This window comes from Corynebacterium sp. MSK044 (assembly GCF_030232825.1).
GTDB lineage: Bacteria > Actinomycetota > Actinomycetes > Mycobacteriales > Mycobacteriaceae > Corynebacterium.
This window is the reverse complement of the sequence record NZ_JASPJJ010000002.1, coordinates 159220-172783: the sequence shown is the minus strand read 5'-3', so window position 1 is coordinate 172783 and position 13564 is coordinate 159220. Positions and strand designations below refer to the sequence as shown.

Annotated in this window: 12 protein-coding genes; 4 read left to right on the top strand and 8 right to left on the bottom strand. The window is 59.9% G+C overall.

What is annotated here, in order from left to right:
* The first annotated feature begins 52 nt into the window (after positions 1-52).
* The 3 genes from QP994_RS02365 (at position 53) to secG (ending at position 2431) form a co-directional block, all read left to right on the top strand.
* Positions 53-1273, top strand: coding sequence for a phosphoglycerate kinase (locus QP994_RS02365; RefSeq protein ID WP_284865237.1), 1221 nt, complete (start codon positions 53-55; stop codon positions 1271-1273).
* Positions 1274-1301: 28 nt separating this feature from the next.
* Positions 1302-2087 (top strand): triose-phosphate isomerase, encoded by a 786-nt coding sequence (tpiA, locus tag QP994_RS02360; RefSeq protein ID WP_284855572.1) that lies wholly within the window; start codon positions 1302-1304, stop codon positions 2085-2087.
* A 107-nt stretch (positions 2088-2194) separates the two neighbouring features.
* Positions 2195-2431: a preprotein translocase subunit SecG gene (gene secG, locus QP994_RS02355; RefSeq protein ID WP_102723281.1), complete on the top strand. Its 237-nt coding sequence runs from the start codon at positions 2195-2197 to the stop codon at positions 2429-2431.
* A gap of 319 nt (positions 2432-2750) precedes the next feature.
* Here the strand turns inward: secG and pgl are convergent, their stop codons facing one another.
* The 5 genes from pgl to tkt form a co-directional block, all read right to left on the bottom strand.
* Positions 2751-3482, bottom strand: a complete 732-nt coding sequence (gene pgl, locus QP994_RS02350) for a 6-phosphogluconolactonase (protein WP_284865236.1) — start codon at positions 3480-3482, stop codon at positions 2751-2753.
* Between the two features lie 40 nt (positions 3483-3522).
* A complete protein-coding gene (locus tag QP994_RS02345) occupies positions 3523-4458 on the bottom strand; it encodes a glucose-6-phosphate dehydrogenase assembly protein OpcA (RefSeq protein ID WP_284865235.1) in 936 nt (311 codons plus the stop codon).
* A gap of 23 nt (positions 4459-4481) precedes the next feature.
* On the bottom strand, positions 4482-6020 hold the full coding sequence (zwf, locus tag QP994_RS02340; protein WP_284865234.1) for a glucose-6-phosphate dehydrogenase: 1539 nt from the start codon (positions 6018-6020) through the stop codon (positions 4482-4484).
* Positions 6021-6175: 155 nt separating this feature from the next.
* Positions 6176-7276 carry a transaldolase gene (tal, locus tag QP994_RS02335; RefSeq protein WP_102723284.1) on the bottom strand — a complete coding sequence of 367 codons (1101 nt, stop codon included), beginning with the start codon at positions 7274-7276 and terminating at the stop codon, positions 6176-6178.
* Positions 7277-7306: 30 nt separating this feature from the next.
* Positions 7307-9439: a transketolase gene (gene tkt, locus QP994_RS02330; protein ID WP_284865299.1), complete on the bottom strand. Its 2133-nt coding sequence runs from the start codon at positions 9437-9439 to the stop codon at positions 7307-7309.
* A gap of 302 nt (positions 9440-9741) precedes the next feature.
* On the opposite strand from tkt, the gene QP994_RS02325 reads away from it, so the two are divergent.
* Positions 9742-10668 carry a heme o synthase gene (locus QP994_RS02325; protein ID WP_284855570.1) on the top strand — a complete coding sequence of 309 codons (927 nt, stop codon included), beginning with the start codon at positions 9742-9744 and terminating at the stop codon, positions 10666-10668.
* Here QP994_RS02325 and QP994_RS02320 read toward each other — a convergent pair.
* The 3 genes from QP994_RS02320 to QP994_RS02310 all read right to left on the bottom strand — a co-directional run bounded on the left by QP994_RS02320 (position 10665) and on the right by QP994_RS02310 (position 13564).
* Positions 10665-11627 (bottom strand): quinone oxidoreductase family protein, encoded by a 963-nt coding sequence (locus tag QP994_RS02320; protein ID WP_284865233.1) that lies wholly within the window; start codon positions 11625-11627, stop codon positions 10665-10667. The genes QP994_RS02325 and QP994_RS02320 overlap by 4 nt on opposite strands.
* Positions 11628-11708: 81 nt before the next feature.
* Positions 11709-12641 (bottom strand): COX15/CtaA family protein, encoded by a 933-nt coding sequence (locus QP994_RS02315; RefSeq protein WP_284865298.1) that lies wholly within the window; start codon positions 12639-12641, stop codon positions 11709-11711.
* Between the two features lie 161 nt (positions 12642-12802).
* Positions 12803-13564, bottom strand: coding sequence for an ABC transporter permease (locus tag QP994_RS02310; RefSeq protein ID WP_284855568.1), 762 nt, complete (start codon positions 13562-13564; stop codon positions 12803-12805).

Here is a 13564-nt window from a genome sequence, read left to right as displayed (position 1 = left end):
ATACTCACGTTTTCCCGCCACAATCCAATAACTCTTGAAGGAGACAACCACAATGGCTGTACGTTCTATTGATGAGCTGCTGAAGGAAGGCGTTGACGGCCGCCACGTGCTCGTCCGCTCGGACTTCAACGTTCCACTCGATGATGACGGCAACATCACGGACGCTGGTCGTATCGATGCTTCTCTGCCAACCATCCAGGCGCTTATCGACGGGGGAGCGAAGGTCATCCTCACCGCCCACCTCGGCCGCCCGAAGGGTGAGGTCAACCCGAAGTACTCCCTGAAGCCGGTTGCGGAGGCATTGTCTGAGAAGCTCGGCCAGTACGTCGCCCTGGCTTCTGATGTCACGGGCGAGGATGCACACGAGCGTGCCAACGGCCTATCCGAGGGCGACGTGTTGCTCGTGGAGAACGTGCGTTTCGATGCGCGCGAGACCTCCAAGGACGATGCTGAGCGCGGCTCGTTTGCCGATGATCTTGCGGCTCTCGCCGCTGACGACGGCGCTTTCGTGTCCGATGGTTTCGGTGTGGTCCACCGAGCCCAGGCTTCCGTCTACGACGTGGCCAAGCGTCTCCCGGCTTACGCGGGTTACCTGGTCCAAGCTGAGGTAGAGAAGCTGGCTGCGATCAAGGACAATCCGACGGCGCCGTACATCGTCGTCCTCGGCGGCTCCAAGGTGTCCGACAAGCTCGGTGTGATTGAAGCACTGGCGGAGAAGGCCGACAAGGTCATCATCGGTGGTGGCATGTGCTACACCTTCCTCACCGCCCAGGGCCACAACACCCAGGCGTCCCTGCTCCAAGAGGAGATGGTGGACACCTGCAAGGAGCTCCTGGCTAAGTACGGTGACAAGCTCGTATTGCCAGTGGACCTCGTTGCTGCTTCCGAATTCGATAATGATGCGGACCGTAAGGTCGTGGACCTTGACGGTATTCCGGAGGGCTGGCTGTCCCTGGATATCGGCCCGGAGACCGCAAAGAAGTACGCGGAGATCATTGCTGATTCCAAGACCGTGTTCTGGAACGGCCCGATGGGTGTATTTGAGAAGCCGAACTTCGCCGACGGCACCCGCGCTGTTGCCCAGGCAATGATCGATGCAACCGCCAACAACGGTTCCTTCACCGTCGTTGGTGGCGGCGACTCTGCCGCGTCCGTGCGTACGCTTGGCCTGGATGAGAACGGTTTCTCCCACATCTCCACCGGTGGCGGCGCCTCCCTCGAGCTGGTTGAAGGCCAGGAGCTGCCAGGCGTGGCAGTGCTGGAAGCTAACTAATCCCGCTTACCTGAAGAAAGGATTTCTCATGGCACGTAAGCCGCTCATCGCCGGTAACTGGAAGATGAACCATGACCACCTTGAGGCGATCTCCCAGGCGCAGCGCCTCGCCTTTGCTCTGCCGAAGGATTACTACGAAGACGTGGACGTAGCCCTCACGGTGCCGTTCACCGACCTACGCTCCCTGCAGACCCTGGTACAGGGTGACAAGCTGCAGATCACTTACGGTGCGCAAGACGTTTCCCAACACGAAGCGGGCGCATACACCGGTGAGGTATCCGCACAGATGCTGGCCAAGCTCGACTGCACCTGGGCAGTGGTGGGCCACTCCGAGCGCCGTGAATACCACAATGAGTCCGATGAGCTGGTGGCCGCGAAGGCCAAGGCAGCGTTGGGCCAGGGGATCACCCCGATCGTGTGTGTCGGCGAGCAGCTCGATGTGCGCGAGGCAGGTAACCACGTTGAATTCGTCGTTGAGCAAACCCGCGCGTCGCTCGCCGGGCTAGATGCCGCTGCGCTGGCAAACGTGGTTATTGCGTACGAGCCGGTCTGGGCGATCGGCACCGGTAAGAGCGCTTCCGCGGCTGATGCTCAGGAGATGTGCGCGGCAATTCGATCGCTCATTAGTGAGCTGGCAGGCCCCGACGTCGCCGCTGGCATCCGCATTCTTTACGGCGGCTCCGTGAAGACGGAGACGGTTGCTGAGATCATCGGCCAACCCGATGTTGATGGAGGCCTCGTCGGCGGAGCATCCCTCGACGGCGCTGACTTTGCCAAGTTGGTGGCGGTGGCCGGCGATGCAGTGCGCAGCTAAAACCACCCGGTACGCCACCACCGGGGCCAGCAATGCTGGAACTGTCCCGGCGCTGGTGTACCATATGACGAGTTAACCCGCACCCACATTTGGAGGCAGACACACCCATGACCCTGACACTGCAGATCATTCTGGTTATCGCATCAATCCTGATGAGTGTCTTTGTCCTCCTGCACCGCGGCAAAGGTGGCGGTCTGTCCAGCCTCTTCGGTGGCGGTGTCCAGGCAAATCTCTCTGGTTCGACCGTGGTGGAGAAGAACCTGAACCGCTACACCGTCATCGTCGCGGTTATCTGGATCCTCTGCATCATCGGCTTGAATCTCATTCAGGCGTACGGCCTCTAGCTCGTACAAGCAGTAAGCCGGGACGAAAATCGTCCCGGCTTTTTCACGTTCGAGAGGCAAAAATAAGCGTTAAGGGTGTGGCGAGGGGTGTCCTTGGTCACCGCTTTTAGCTGGGGCTGTGTAAAGATTTACATCGCGAAAAACTGGCACCGATAGAATCCCTGGTAGAAAATTTCTACTGCTTGGTAGTTACCGGTGCAATGTAAGCGTTTACACAGGGAGTTGGTGCTCAAGAGCTGAGCCGGGCTAAGCGGGGCCAAACAGGGATAAGCGGAGCCAAACAGAGCCAAATGGCGCACGGGCGGCGCCAAAGCAAGATCTAGATCTCTGGACTTGTGGCAGCGTCCTCGGTGATAAAAAGAACGGTGTACGCCAGCTCAGGGATGAGCGTGACGGGCCATTCGTCGGAGACTGTGCCGGCTATAAGCTGATGTGCTGCGGGGGCCTTCTCTGAACCGGAGACGAGCAGCCATACTTCGCGTGCGCGGGCCACGGCCGGCAAGGCGAGAGTGATGCGCTCTGCGGGTGGTTTCGGGGAGTCCTTCACAGCAACGACGAGCTGGTCACGCTCGGCCAGCTGCTTGGAGTGGGGGAACAGGGAATTGATGTGGCCGTCTGGGCCCATGCCCATCAGGTGAAGGTCAAAACCTAGCGGGGCGAATTGCTCGATTGCGCGCGCGTAGTTCTCCGCGGCGTCTTCCAACGTGGTGCTTCCGGCCCGGTAGCCATGAATGTTGGCTTCTGGGATGTGAACGTGGTTCAGCAGCGCGTAACGCGCCTGACCTTCGTTGGATTCTGGGTCATACACCGGCACGTTGCGCTCATCGCCGAAGAAGACGTGGATGCGGGACCAGTCGAGTGTCTTTGCTCGGACGAGGCGGGACAGCAGCTTGATGCCAGCACCGCCACCAGTGAAGACAACGCGCGCGATGCCATCCCCGTGGACGCCGCCGTCATCGGAGTTCACAACCTCCGCGACGGTGTCTACGAATCGACTGGATGCCTGATCAATCAAAACATCCAGGTTGGGGACTTTTTCGACGCTAACCATGTGCTCATCGCTCCTTGTGGTGCTTTACTGTCTTCCGACTTTAGACAACTTTCACGTTCGGTAGTGCTTTCAACGCCTGCGAGTACGCAAAGTCGGGATCAAGGTGCCGCAATTCTTCTGCCAAACAGTCTGCATCACTGCGCGTGCCAAGGGCTACGAATTGCGCGCCGATGCCGGGGACAGTGACGCGCACCGTTTTATCGTCCTTCACGCTGACTGTCACAGGGCCGGATTCGCGCTGCAGCGTAAGGCGGCGTACCGGGAAGTAGCGTGAGGGCTCGGAGCGCGTCTCCCCACTAGTCGTGCGGTGGACTTCGAGGTCAAGGCATGCTGCCAGCCAACCGGCTGCCATATCCACGCTCGGGTCATCGTTCGGCCCATCAATCTCCACCGCGGTGATCGGGTCGTGCGGGTACGCATCCACGGCTGAGGCAACAACGCCACGCCAGTTAGTGATGCGGGACCACATCATGTCCGAGTCCCCAGGGGAGTAGCCATTTGCCAGGCGCAGGAGGGTGTTGCCGTCCACATTCTCACGGGCATTCGTGATGCGCCGGTGGGCAAGGCGGCCCAATGGGTGCAGGATCGGATCCGCCGGTGCGGTTGATGGCCACCACGTCACAATCGGGGTGTCCGGTAGAAGCAAAGGCGTAACGACGGAATCAAGGTTGTTAGCCAAATCCCCGTGCAGATCCATCACGACGATCTCCGAAGCCCCAGCATCCGACGACAAGATAGCCTGCGCGTCCATTGAAGCTTCCCCGTCGGGGTTGCCTGTGATGAGCATGAGAACGCGTGCTGGGTGCTCATGGGAGGCGCTGCGGACGTTATCGAGGATGGATTCCACATCATCGGCGATATCCGCAACAACGATGAGGGTGAGTACTCGGCCCGTGGCCAAGGAGTGGTTTTCCTGATTGTCCAGGAGAAGTTTGGTGATCTCCCGGGTGGAGGTGTCAGACAGTGTGACGATCATGGTTTGTGACCTTTACTTGTCAGTTACGGACGGCGCCAGGACCTGCCGGAAGCGTGCATCATTTCATCAGCGGAAGTCGGACCCCATGTCCCAGCTGGGTACTCATCGGGGCGCCCGTTTTCAGCCCAGTAATCCAGGATCGGATCGAGGATTTCCCAACTGCGCTCGACTTCTTCGGAGGTGGGGAAGAGCCCGGTTTCGTCGAGAAGCGCATCAAGAATGAGACGCTCGTAGGCTTCCGGTGACTCTTCGGTGAAAGCCTCGGTGTAGGAGAAGTCCATGTTCACATCGCGGACTTCCATGGTGGAGCCCGGCACTTTGGAGCCAAAACGCATGAGGATGCCTTCGTCCGGCTGAATGCGGATGACCAAGGTGTTGGCGCCAAGCTGGCTAGTCAACCCTGGGTCGAACGGCTGGTGCGGCGCCTTTTTGAACACCATGGCAATCTCCGTCACACGGCGGCCAAGGCGCTTACCGGTGCGCAGGTAGAACGGCACGCCAGCCCAACGGCGGGAATTAATGCCCAGGGTGCAGGCAGCGTACGTTTCCGTTTTGGATTCAGGATCGAAGCCCTCCTCCTCCCGCAGGCCAACGACCTGCTCGGAGCCTTGCCACCCGGCGGTGTATTGGCCGCGCGCTGTCGTCTCCTCGAAAGGACCCACTGGTTTGGTGGCGCGCAAGATCTTCAACTTCTCGTAGCGCAGCTGCCGCGGCGAGAAAGACACCGGCTCATCCATAGCGACGAGGGCAAGGAGCTGCAGGAGGTGGTTCTGGATGACATCACGGGCAGCGCCGATGCCGTCGTAGTAACCAGCGCGCCCGCCGAGTCCGATGTCTTCCGCCATGGTGATCTGCACGTGGTCGACGTAGCGGGAGCTCCACACCGGTTCAAAGAGTTGGTTGGCAAAGCGGAAAGCCAAAATGTTCTGGACAGTTTCTTTGCCCAGGTAGTGGTCGATACGGAAGACCGCTCGCTCGGGGAAGACAGCATTGATCGTGGCATTGAGCTCTTTTGCCGACGCGAGGTCATGGCCGAAAGGCTTCTCAATGATCACACGGCGCCACTGTTCCTCCGTGGGGTGAGCCATGCCGGTGCGATCCAGCTGATCAATGACGTTGGAGAAGTACTCCGGCGGCACCGAGAGGTAAAACGCCCAGTTGCCGGCAGTGCCGCGGGTGCTATCCATTTTCTTGAGCAACGCCGCCATGTTGTCAAAGGCCTCGTCGTCATCGAAGGCGCCTTGGACAAAGTGCATGCCTTCAGCCAGGCGGGCCCACACATGCACATCAAAATCGGTGCGGGCACCCACCTCAACCTGCTCGCGCACGAAGGACTCAAATTCCTCTTTGGGCCAGGGTCGGCGGCCAAAGCCGACGAGGGTGAAACCGGCTGGCAACAAGCCACGGTAGGCAAGGTCATACACGGCTGGCAGAAGCTTGCGCTTGGCCAGGTCGCCGGTCACGCCGAAGATGACCATGCCGGATGCGCCAGCGATCCGGGGGAGTCGCCTGTCGGCGGGGGAACGGAGAGGGTTGACCCATTCGGGTGCCGGTTCCGACACGTCGAACACCTTTCGTCAGTTAAGCGGGTGCTTCCTTAATCTTCGAAGCTCCCCGCGCCAGTGCGATGTGATGGGAGGGGAGCTTCAGTGAAGTGGTGACCCAGATTACTTAAATAAAGTAAACCTCATTTTCGCGGCCACGACAAAGGTTTTGGTTATCCCAAGTTTTCGGACATGGAATCGAGCAATTCCTGCCACGCGTCGACGAATTTATCTACGCCCTCACGTTCAAGTACGCGCACGACATCAGCCACATCAATGCCGACCTGAGCTAGCCCGGCGAAGATCTCTGCAGCGCTATCTGCAGTACCCGTGAGGGTGTCGCCCGAGACGTTATCGCCAGCTAGAGCAGCATCAATCGTTGGTTCCGGCATCGTGTTCACGGTGTCTGGGCCAGCGAGCTGCGTGACGTACATGTCCGCTGGATAGTCTGGGTTCTTCACACCGGTGGAGGCCCACAGTGGGCGCTGCTTGTTGGTGCCCTGCGGCAGGGCAGCCATCGCGGCGGCATCGAATTCATCGAGGAAGAGCTGGTACGCCAGACGAGCATTGGCAATGCCAGACTTGCCCTTCAGTGCCTGTGCTTTCTCTACGTACTCGCCGGAGATGGTGTCAAGGCGGTTATCCACCTCGGTATCCATACGGGAGACGAAGAAGGACGCCACAGAGTGAATCTGGGACACGTCGTGCCCGTTCGCGGCAGCCTGGGTGATGCCGGCCTTGAACGCATCGATGACCTGCTTGTAGCGCTCGACGGAGAAAATCAAGGTGACGTTCACCGAGATACCCTCGGCCAGAGCAGCGGTGATCGCCGGCAGGGAAGCATCCGTTGCTGGGATCTTGATCATGGCGTTCGGGCGATCCACCTGCGCCCACAGTTCCTTCGCTTGAGCGACGGTAGCCGCCTCATCATCGGCATGGCGGGGATCCACCTCGATGGATACGCGACCGTCCTTGCCGCCGGTGGACTCGTAGACATCCATGAACAGGTCACACGCATCCTGCACGTCCTTGACGCTCATGGCGTATACAGCCTCATCGACGCTCGCGTTGCGCGCCTTGAGTTCTGCCAGTTGCGCATCATAGGCATTGCCCTTCGACATGGCTGCGGCAAAAATCGCCGGGTTCGTGGTCACTCCAACGATGGACTTGGTGGATTTCAGATCAACGATGTTGCCGGATGTGATGCGCTCCCGCGACAGATCATCCAGCCACGTGGAAGTGCCAAGGTCATACAGGCGGTCAATGGCGGTCATTGGAGGCAGCTCCTTAAAGCGAAGTGGGGTTTAGATCTGGTCGCCGCGGACGCGGTCAGCCTGTGGCTCCGATACGGACTCGGCCACGTTGCCCTGGGCGGAAGCAATGGACTCACGCGCAGCGGACACAACGGCATCCGTAGTGATGCCGAAGCGGGTGAACAGCTCGTCGCCTGGTGCGGAGGCGCCGAAGTGCTCGAGGGAGACGTTGCGTCCCTTGTCACCGGTGAAGCGGAACCATGGCATAGCAATGGCGGCCTCGACGGAGATGCGGGCAGGGACTGACGGCGGCAGGATCTCATCAATGTAGGAACGATCCTGTTCCAGGAACCATTCCATGCACGGCATGGACACAACGCGGGTGGCGGTCCCCTCGGCCTCGAGGGTCTTCGCTGCCTCAACTGCCAGCTGCACCTCCGAACCAGATGCCATGAGGATCACGTCCGGGGTTGGCTTGGAAGCCTCAACCAAGACGTAAGCGCCCTTTGACAGGCCGTCGAAAGCCTTCTCCTTCGTGCCCTCAAGCACCGGGAGATTCTGGCGGGACAGGGCCAAGATCTTCGGCTGCTCACGGCCTTCGATGGCGGACTTCCACGCAGCGGACGTCTCGTTCGCATCAGCTGGACGGATCACGGCGAGGTCCGGGATAGCGCGCAGCGCGGTAAGGGTTTCCACCGGCTGGTGGGTCGGGCCGTCCTCGCCCAGGCCGATCGAGTCGTGGGTGAACACGTAGTAGCCATCAATGCCGGACAAAGCTGCGACACGGATAGAGGGGTAGAGGTACTCCGAGAAGATAAGGAAGGTACCGCCGTAGACGCGGGTGCCACCGTGCAGAGCAATACCGTTCATGATCGCGCCCATGCCGTGCTCACGGATGCCAAAGTGCAGGTTACGGCCGTAAGGATGCGCCGTGAACATCTCAGTGGAGATTTCCTCTGGGCCGAAGGAGGGCTCGCCCTTGATCAGAGTGTTGTTAGAGCCAGCCAGGTCAGCGGAACCGCCCCACAGTTCGGGCAGGGTCTTTGCCAGCGCCTGGATGGCTGCCTCAGAAGCCTTACGGGTAGCCAGACCCTTGGCGTCCGGTTCCCACGTAGGCATCTCATCGGCCCAGCCATCGGGCAGGCCGCGGACGGTCATGCGGTCCAGCAGCTCCTTGTTGGCGGGGTTAGCGGCAGCCCAGTCGTCGAAAAGCTTCTGCCAATGAGCATGCGCCTGCGCACCGTGCTCAACGAGGCGACGGGTGTGGTTGATCACCTTCTCCTCGACCGGGAACATGACCTCCGGGTCAAAGCCCAGGATCTTCTTGGTTGCCGCAACTTCCTCCGCGCCGAGTGCTGCACCGTGGGCCGCGCCCGTGTTCATAAGGTTCGGGGCTGGGTAACCGATGACGGTTTTCACACGCACGAGAGTCGGACGGGAAGTTTCAGCCTTCGCCTGCTCGACAGCCTCCAGGATTGCAGCAACGTCCTCACCGGACTCCACGGTCAGCGTCTGCCAGCCGTAGGCCTCGTAGCGGGCCACCACGTCTTCGGTGAAGGCGATCTGTGTGTCATCCTCGATAGAAATACGGTTGTCATCCCAGAACGCAATCAGGTTGCCCAGCTTCTGCGTACCGGCCAAAGAGCAGGCCTCAGAGGTCACGCCCTCCTGCAGGTCGCCATCGCCCGCGATGACGTAAATGAAGTGATCAAAAGGAGACTGGCCCGGAGCAGCTTCTGGGTCGAAGAGGCCGCGCTCGCGGCGCGCAGCCATCGCCATGCCTACAGCGGATGCAAGGCCCTGACCTAGCGGACCAGTGGTGATCTCCACACCCGCAGTGTGGTTGTATTCCGGGTGACCCGGCGTCTTCGAGCCCCACGTGCGCAAGGACTGAAGGTCCTCAATCTCCAGCCCGAAACCGCCGAAGTACAGCTGAATATACTGAGTCAACGAAGAGTGACCGGCAGACAGCACGAAGCGGTCACGGCCCACCCAATTCGGATCGCTCGGATCATGGCGCATCACACGCTGGTACAAGGTGTAGGCCAGGGGAGCGAGAGACATCGCCGTGCCCGGGTGGCCAGACCCGCAGTTCTCAACGGAATCAGCAGCGAGGATGCGGGCGGTGTTCACCGCGCGGGTATCCACCTCCGTCCAGTCCTCCGGGTAGCGGGCCACGGTCATGGCCTTCAGCTCATCGGGCAGGTTGATCTCAGTGGAAGTCACGTGAAGTCCTCGCTTAAACAATCGTGCGAATATAACTTCCCCCACCCTAGTGCCAAAGGTCGAGCGGTTCAGCACCACCGTGCACAGTTGCTTATCGACGAAGGATTAGCGCCCAACGATGAACCGGCGGTAGCATGCCTTGGTGTCGCGGATAAACGAATGCTCTTTTCTGACACTGGGAACTATCTGCGCCTGCCCGGCGACTAATCAGAAAGACGTAAGCAAAAAGTGCGACGGTGCAGGATTAACGAGGAGATGTAGTGGAGATCATCAAGGCGTACTTCGGACTAACCAAGCCGAGGGTCATTGAACTCCTGCTCATCGCTGCAATCCCCGCGATGCTGCAGGCAGACCGCGGTGAAGTTCACGTTTGGCTGATCCTGGCAACTCTCTTTGGCGGCTGGATGGGTGCTGGTGCGGCGAACACCTTCAACATGGTCGCCGACTACGACATTGACCAGAAGATGGGACGTACCCGTGCGCGTCCGCTTGTGCGCCACAAAGTAACCAAACAACGTGCCCGCATTTTTGCGTGGGTGCTACTTGTCGCCTCCGTGCTGTGGCTTGGTTTTGTGTGTAAATCCTGGCTGGCCGCATTTTTCATCATTCTGACTAACGCCTTCTACATTTTCGTGTACACCAAGTGGCTCAAGCGCCGCACCTGGCAGAACGTCATTTGGGGTGGTGCTGCCGGCTGTATGCCGGTGATGGTTGGCTGGGCTGTGATCCGTGACAATGTCCACGATGGCAGCCCGGATCGCTGGTGGCAGGCGATCGTGCTCTTCCTCATCATCTTCTTCTGGACACCGCCGCACACCTGGGCGCTGGCCATGAAGTACCGCGAAGACTACGCCCGTGCAAACGTGCCCATGCTGCCCGTGGTGGCAACCGCGGAGGAAACAACCAAGCAGATCCTCATTTACTCCTGGGTAACCGTGCTGGTTTCCCTGCTGCTTGTGCCGGCCGCATCCTGGATCTACGCACTCATTGCTGTGCTCAGTGGCGGTGCCTTCCTAGTGATGGCGCAGCGTCTGCACACCGACATCAAAAATGGCGTGGACGTGAAACCGCTGAAGCTGTTCATCTTGTCGAACAACTACCTGGCTGTGCTCTTCCTTGGCCTGTCCTTCGACGCTGTTCTGGGCTTGAGCACCATGGCAGAGCTCTTCCCAGGTGGCCTGGGTTAGTTCACTTTCAGCACAACCGAACCAGTTGTCTTGCGCGCCTGGAGGTCCTCATGGGCCTGGCGCGCATTTTCTAATGCATAAGGCTCGTGGACACGGATGTTGAGTGTTCCGTCTTCCACAGCCCGCACGACAGCTTGGGCGCGCATCCGGAACTCATCTTCACTGGCGGTGTACGCACCGATGGACGGACGGGTGAGGAAGATGGACCCGTGTTTGTTGAGCAGCTGCGGATCGAACGGCTCCACCGGACCTGAGGCCGCCCCGAACAGACACACCAGCCCACGTGGCCTCACAGCTTCGAGGGATTCCGTGAACGTGTCCTTGCCCACGCCGTCATAGACAACGTCAACGCCTCTCCCGCCGCAGCGGCGCCTGACGGTTTCTGCCAGACCCTCGGAGTAGCGGAATACCTCCGTAGCGCCGGCGGCATAGGCGAGTTCCTCCTTCTCATCCGTGGACACGACGGAGAACACCGTTGCGCCCTCCGCCACGGCCATCTGTGTGAGCAGCAGACCCACACCACCAGCACCGGCGGTAAGCAGGATCGTGTCACCGGCTTTCGTCTCGCGCACTCCGTGCAGCAGGTAGTGCGCGGTGATGCCCTGCAGCAACATCGATGCGGCTACCTCGTGGGGGATGGACTGGGGGACGGCGACTAAGCGTGTGCGGTCCACGCAGACCTTTTCCGCATAAGAGCCTGGTGCGGATTCCCAGGCAACTAGAGTGCCTGGTGCGATCTCACCAGCCGGATCTTCGATGACCCGACCACAGCCTTCGGAACCGGGGATGAACGGCAATTGTGAGTGGTAGATCCCCTCGCGATAGTAGGTGTCAATGTAATTGACACCTGCATACTCCACGGCGATCAGCAATTGTCCTTCCGCGGGCTGAGGGTCCGCAACCTCAGCGGGGATAAGAACCTCTGGGCCACCGTTCTGAGTGATCTGAATTGCCTTCATGGCTTCCCAGGCTACGCAACCGACCCGCCCCAGTGGGGCAGGTCGGTTGGATTAGTCGAGGAATTCCGCTTAAGCGTGCGCTTAAGAGGTGGTGGTGTTGTACTGCTTTGGGCTCAGAATTGGCAGGCGGCGCTGTCCGTGGGCCCACAGGAATGCAGTGAAGGCAACCACGACGCTGGACATGATGATGTGCGCTGGCACGGTCCAACGCGGCACACCCAGGTAGAACTGGATCACGCCGATAGCCCACTGGACGACGATCATGGCCAGCAGAACCCATACTGTCTTCATGGCATCTTCCGGTGCCTTTTTCTTGCGCAGCACGAAGGCGGTAGCAAGGGTGAAAGCTAGGTAGACGTACATGCACGCCGCGTGGACGTATGCAAGCATCTTCGTATCCAGCTCGAGGCGACCTTCCATGCCCACGCCTGCATCGCCAGAGTGCGGGCCGGAACCCGTCACCATCGTGCCCGTGATCAGGACGAGGCACAGTGCGATGGCAGCGATGATCGCCAGGGTGCTTGCGGTCGAATCAAAGCGACGCTGCGGCTCCGCATCATCCGGCTCAGCCAGACGCATGTACAGCACTGCAGCAACCGCCACCAGAATCATCGACGGCAGGAAGTGCAGAGCAACCGCCCACCACTGCAGATCCAACTTCACCGAGATACCACCGATCACGGCCTGGACGATGACGCCAATGCCAGATGCAACGGCCAGGTCCACCAGACTCTTACGCCGGTCAGCCTTCTTCACCGCGTAGAATACCAAGATCGTGGCAGCGACCACGACAAAGGTGAGGGCGCGGTTGCCAAACTCGATGAACTGCTGAACCCACGGAGCAGCACCGCGTACAGGGAAGAGCGAACCTTCGTGGCACAGTGGCCACTCATTGCAGCCCAGCCCCGAACCAGTCACGCGAACGAGCGAGCCGGTGAAGGTAATGCCAGCCTGTACCACCAGCAGGATGAACGCGAAGATGCGCTGTGTCTTCACCGTGGGGACCTGCTTGATCCGTTCAGAGAAGGGGAGTGCTGCGGTATTCCCGTCGGCGGTTGTATCGAGGTGCGGTGCGGAGCTCACGAGGTTTCCGTGCCTTTCCTTAAGTTAAGAGCGGGTATTAAATCCGTTGGTATTCATTTTCGCAGAGGTGAGCGGGGGAGCCCAATTGGGCGCTAACCGTCAAAACGGAACCAGCGTATGGTGCCCAGCACACCCATCACGGTCCAGAACAACAGCGACATCCAGGCGGTGAGGTTGATAACGCCGTGAAGTGCGCCCGTCATGGCGCTAGCCAGAGCAACCGATGGTGCCAGATCCCACAGACCCGGTGCGCCCAGGTACCCGGAGTAGACAACCCAGCCAAGAATGCCCAGCAGGATGAACCAAATCAGGTTGGATACCGCCAGCACCACTTCGGAAGATTGCGTGCCACCCAGCAGCAAACCCAGCGCCGTAAAAGCAGTGACACCTATGAACAGCGCCACGATCCCCAACACAGCACCGGCAAGAGAGACCGTCCATCCGAGCAGGAAAGCGATCGTGCCCAAAACGACAATCTGCACGAGCACCGTGGTCAACACCGCGATAATTTTGCCCGCAATGATGGTCCACGTGGGCACACCAGAGGCGCCGGAACGTTTCAGGGCGCCATAGCGCCTATCAAAGGCAAGAGAGATGGCCTGGCCAGTGAAACCAGCGCTTGCAGCCGCAACAGCGAAGACCATCGGGACAAGTTCGTCCAAACTCGTGTCGCCACCGAAGATGTCCATCTTGGCGGCGCCGATGAGGATTGCGGCGGGGATGATCAGGCTAAGCAGCAGCTGTTCGCCGTGACGCAACATGAGCTTGGCCTCAATGCGCCCTTGTGCGGCAGCCATCCGCGCCACACTGGCGCGCTGAGGGGCGGGAGTGAAAGTTCCGGGTGCAAAATCCAT

What these genes read in the sequence shown, in the direction of transcription:
- QP994_RS02365 (WP_284865237.1), top strand. Translation starts at nt 53, where the DNA reads ATGGCTGTACGTTCTATTGATGAGCTGCTGAAGGAAGGCGTTGACGGC.
- tpiA (WP_284855572.1), top strand. Translation starts at nt 1,302, where the DNA reads ATGGCACGTAAGCCGCTCATCGCCGGTAACTGGAAGATGAACCATGAC.
- secG (WP_102723281.1), top strand. Translation starts at nt 2,195, where the DNA reads ATGACCCTGACACTGCAGATCATTCTGGTTATCGCATCAATCCTGATG.
- pgl (WP_284865236.1), bottom strand. Translation starts at nt 3,482, where the DNA reads ATGGTTAGCGTCGAAAAAGTCCCCAACCTGGATGTTTTGATTGATCAG.
- QP994_RS02345 (WP_284865235.1), bottom strand. Translation starts at nt 4,458, where the DNA reads ATGATCGTCACACTGTCTGACACCTCCACCCGGGAGATCACCAAACTT.
- tal (WP_102723284.1), bottom strand. Translation starts at nt 7,276, where the DNA reads ATGACCGCCATTGACCGCCTGTATGACCTTGGCACTTCCACGTGGCTG.
- tkt (WP_284865299.1), bottom strand. Translation starts at nt 9,439, where the DNA reads ATGACCGTGGCCCGCTACCCGGAGGACTGGACGGAGGTGGATACCCGC.
- QP994_RS02320 (WP_284865233.1), bottom strand. Translation starts at nt 11,627, where the DNA reads ATGAAGGCAATTCAGATCACTCAGAACGGTGGCCCAGAGGTTCTTATC.
- QP994_RS02310 (WP_284855568.1), bottom strand. Translation starts at nt 13,564, where the DNA reads ATGGATTTTGCACCCGGAACTTTCACTCCCGCCCCTCAGCGCGCCAGT.